The sequence below is a fragment of the Flavobacterium cupreum genome, from assembly GCF_003996965.1.
In the GTDB taxonomy this organism is placed as follows: Bacteria; Bacteroidota; Bacteroidia; order Flavobacteriales; family Flavobacteriaceae; genus Flavobacterium; species Flavobacterium cupreum.
In genome coordinates, this window is the sequence record NZ_QWDM01000079.1 from 1 (window position 1) to 436 (window position 436).

Sequence of the window (436 nt, forward strand, 5' to 3'; positions counted from 1 at the left end):
GACCAGATAGGCGAACCCATGTGCCAGCCTGATGTACGTGATGTCGGTGCTCCACACCTGGTTCGGGCCATATCGTTACACACAACGCCAGGATTTGTCGTCACGTAGCACCTGCATCGCCGTGGCCATATCAGCGACTCGCTGCATCCCGAGCCAGATGGTCTTGACCCCTGGTTCGCCATCGGACTTACGTCCCAAGAATCCGCCGAGCTGTGCGACCAGCCGCAGCACTTCGTTCAGCCGTGGCGGTTTGTCTGGCTGCCGTTTTTTCGTTAGCAAATATGCCCCGCGAATTTCGTCCGGATGGAAGAACAGGTCGGCGTCCAAGTCTGGGCAGGTGCGCCCTAGGCGCATCAAATGCGCCACGCGCCAGGCGACAATCATATAGAGCGCGAGCGCGCGCTCTATGCGGTCGATGGTTTTTAACTGCATCGCT

At 58.7% G+C, this 436-nt stretch carries 1 protein-coding gene; it reads right to left on the minus strand.

All coding sequences use genetic code 11. The annotated features are described in order from the left end of the window. Positions 1–75: 75 nt before the first annotated feature. The coding region (locus D0817_RS24875; protein WP_306462248.1) for an IS4 family transposase at positions 76–436 on the minus strand (361 nt) is incomplete at its 5' end.